This is a genomic window from Micromonospora sp. NPDC052213, from assembly GCF_040679695.1.
In the GTDB taxonomy this organism is placed as follows: Bacteria; Actinomycetota; Actinomycetes; order Mycobacteriales; family Micromonosporaceae; genus Micromonospora.
In genome coordinates this window covers 1-2,644 of sequence record NZ_JBFAVI010000317.1, presented here as the reverse complement: position 1 = coordinate 2,644, position 2,644 = coordinate 1, and the positions used below count along the sequence as shown (strand labels likewise).

Here is a 2,644-nt window from a genome sequence, read left to right as displayed (position 1 = left end):
CCGCGGCCCCCACCCTCGACCCCGCCCCGACGCCCCGGCGCCGCCCCCCCCCCCGGACCGGCCCCCCGCCGATCGGACGGCCGGTCGCCGGCGCCCGGCTGGCCCTGGCCCCGACCGGCCCCGGGGACGGCGACGAGCAGGGTGAGCTGGTCGTCGCCGGGCCGGTGCTGGCCCGTGGCTACCGGTCCGCGCCCGCCGAGACCGCCGCCGCCTTCGGCGTCGCCGACGGGGAGCGGCGCTACCGCACCGGGGACGTCTGCCGGCGCGACCGCGACGGCGAGCTGCACTTCGTCGGCCGCGGCGACGGCCAGGTCAAGATCCGCGGCCACCGGATCGAGCTGCGGGAGGTGGAGTTCGCCCTGCTCGCGATGCCAGGGGTCGGCCAGGCCGCGGCCGGCACGCTCGACCGGGACGGGCAGACGTTGCTGGTGGCCTGGGTGGTCGGCGCGGTCGACGCCGACGGCGTGCGGGACTGGCTGCGTTCCCGGCTGCCCGCCGCGATGGTGCCGCATCTCGTGGAGCGGTGCGACGCCCTGCCGCTCACCACCAACGGCAAGCTCGACCGGGCCGCGCTGCGCGCCGGCACCGCCCGGCGGCTGGCCGGCGAGCGCGGGGACGGCCGGGACGCGCCGGGGGACCGGCCGACCGAGGCCGGGACGGCGGTCGCCGAGGCGTGGCGGGCCGTGCTGGGCGCCCCGCCCCGCCCCGACGACGACTTCTTCACCGTCGGCGGCGACTCGCTGCTCGCGGTGCGGCTGAGCGCCCTGGTCCGGCAGGGCCTGCGGGTCGACGTGCGCGCCACGCTGCTCTACGAGCACCGGCGCTTCGCCGACTACCTCGCCGCCGTCGAGGCGCTGCGCGCCGCCGGGCCGGTCGCGCCGGACGGGGTCGGGGCGGCCCGGTGACCGGCACCCTGCTCAGCCGCCTGCTCGCCGCCGCCGACCGGTGGCCGGACGCGGTCGCCGTGCACGCCGAGGACGCCGTCGTCACCTGGGCCGGCCTGCGCGACCTGGCCGGCCGCTACGCCGCCGGCTACGCCGCGCGCGGTGTCGGCCCCGGCGACCGGGTCGGGGTGCTGCTGGAGCCCGGCGCGCACGCCGTCGCCGCCGCCGTCGGCGCGTTCGCGGTGCGGGCGGCGTACGTGCCCCTGGACCCGCGTCAACCGCCGGCCCGCGTCGCCGCGCTGCTCGACGCCGCCGAACCGTCGCTCGTGGTGGCCGAGTCCGCCCCGCCCGGACGGCCCGTCCTCGCGCCGGCCGCCGTCGGGGCCGGGCCGGCCGCGCCCCTCACCGACACCGGCGAGCCGTCCGACGTGGCGTACGTGGTGCACACCTCCGGCTCGACGGGCGCGCCGAAGGCCGTGCAGGTGGAGCACGGCAACCTGCTCAACCTCCTCGCCGACCTCGACGACCGTGCTCCGGTGCCGGACGGGCACACCGGCACGTGGTGGACCCGCCCCTCCTTCGACGTCGCGGTCTGGGAGTGCTTCGCCCCGCTGGCACGGGGCGGTACGGTGCGGGTCGTGCCGGACGGGGCCCGGCACGACGGGGCCGCGCTCGCCGGGTTCCTGGACGCGTCGGGGGCGGGCAGCGCGTACGTGCCGCCGGCGTTCCTGCCCGAGCTGCGGGCGCTGCTGCGCGCCGAGCCGGGGGCGCTGACCGGGCTGCGGCGGCTGCTGGTCGGCGTCGAGCCGATTCCGCGCCCGCTGTTGCAGGACATCGCCCGCAGCCGGCCGGCCCTGACCGTCGTCAACGGGTACGGCCCGGCCGAGGCGACCGTCTGCTGCACCCTGTACGTGGTGCCCCGCGACGGCGCCGTGGCCGGCGAGCGGACCCCGATCGGCACCGCCGTGCGGGGCACCCGGCTGCTGCTGCGCCAACCCGACGGGTCGTGCCGCCCGACGGGGACCGGCGAGGTGGTCGTCGCCGGCGCGGCGGTGGCCCGCGGCTACCTGCGGGACCCGGGCGGGGAACCGGCGTTCGGCGCGGCGGCCGACGGCACGCGCAGCTACCGCACCGGCGACCTGGCGCGCACCCTGCCCGACGGCAACCTGCTCTTCCTCGGCCGCGTCGACCGGCAGGTCAAGCTCCGCGGCTTCCGGATCGAGCCGGCCGAGGTGGAGGCGGTGCTGCGCCGGCTGCCCGGCGTCCGCGACGTGGTGGTGGCGGCCCGGCGGTGGGACGGGCTCGGGGACGTGCTGGTGGCGTACGTGGCGGCGGAGCCGGGGGCCGGGTTGACCGAGCGGGCGGTACGGGACCACGCCCGCGACCGGCTCCCCGGGTACGCCGTGCCGGCGGTGGTGGCCCTGCTGCCCCGCCTGCCGCTCACCCCGCACGGCAAGTACGACCACGACCGGCTCGCCGCGCTGCCCCTGCCCGCCGCCGGGTCCCCGGCCGACTCCGGGGAACCGGTTGACGTGGTCGCCGCAGCGTCCCCGACCGACCCGGGGGAGCCTGCCGACGTGCCCGACCCGGCCGACCCGGTCGGCGTGGTGCTCGACGCCTGGCGGCGGGTGCTGTCGGCCGGGGAAATCCGGGCCGGCGACGCCTTCCTGCCGCTCGGCGGCACCTCGCTCGCCGCGGCCCGGGTGGCCGCCCGGCTGACCGAGCGCACCGGCGTGCGGGTGACCCCCGCCGACGTCCTG

The 2,644-nt window shown here is 80.1% G+C and carries 2 protein-coding genes; both read left to right on the top strand.

Annotation, left to right across the window (positions count from 1 at the left end; all coding sequences use genetic code 11):
• Positions 1-905: non-ribosomal peptide synthetase (locus AB0L34_RS33495; protein ID WP_363709648.1), on the top strand; the 905-nt coding region annotated here is incomplete at its 5' end.
• On the top strand, positions 902-2,644 hold a 1,743-nt coding region (locus AB0L34_RS33490), incomplete at its 3' end, for an AMP-binding protein (RefSeq protein WP_363709646.1). The genes AB0L34_RS33495 and AB0L34_RS33490, both read left to right, overlap by 4 nt.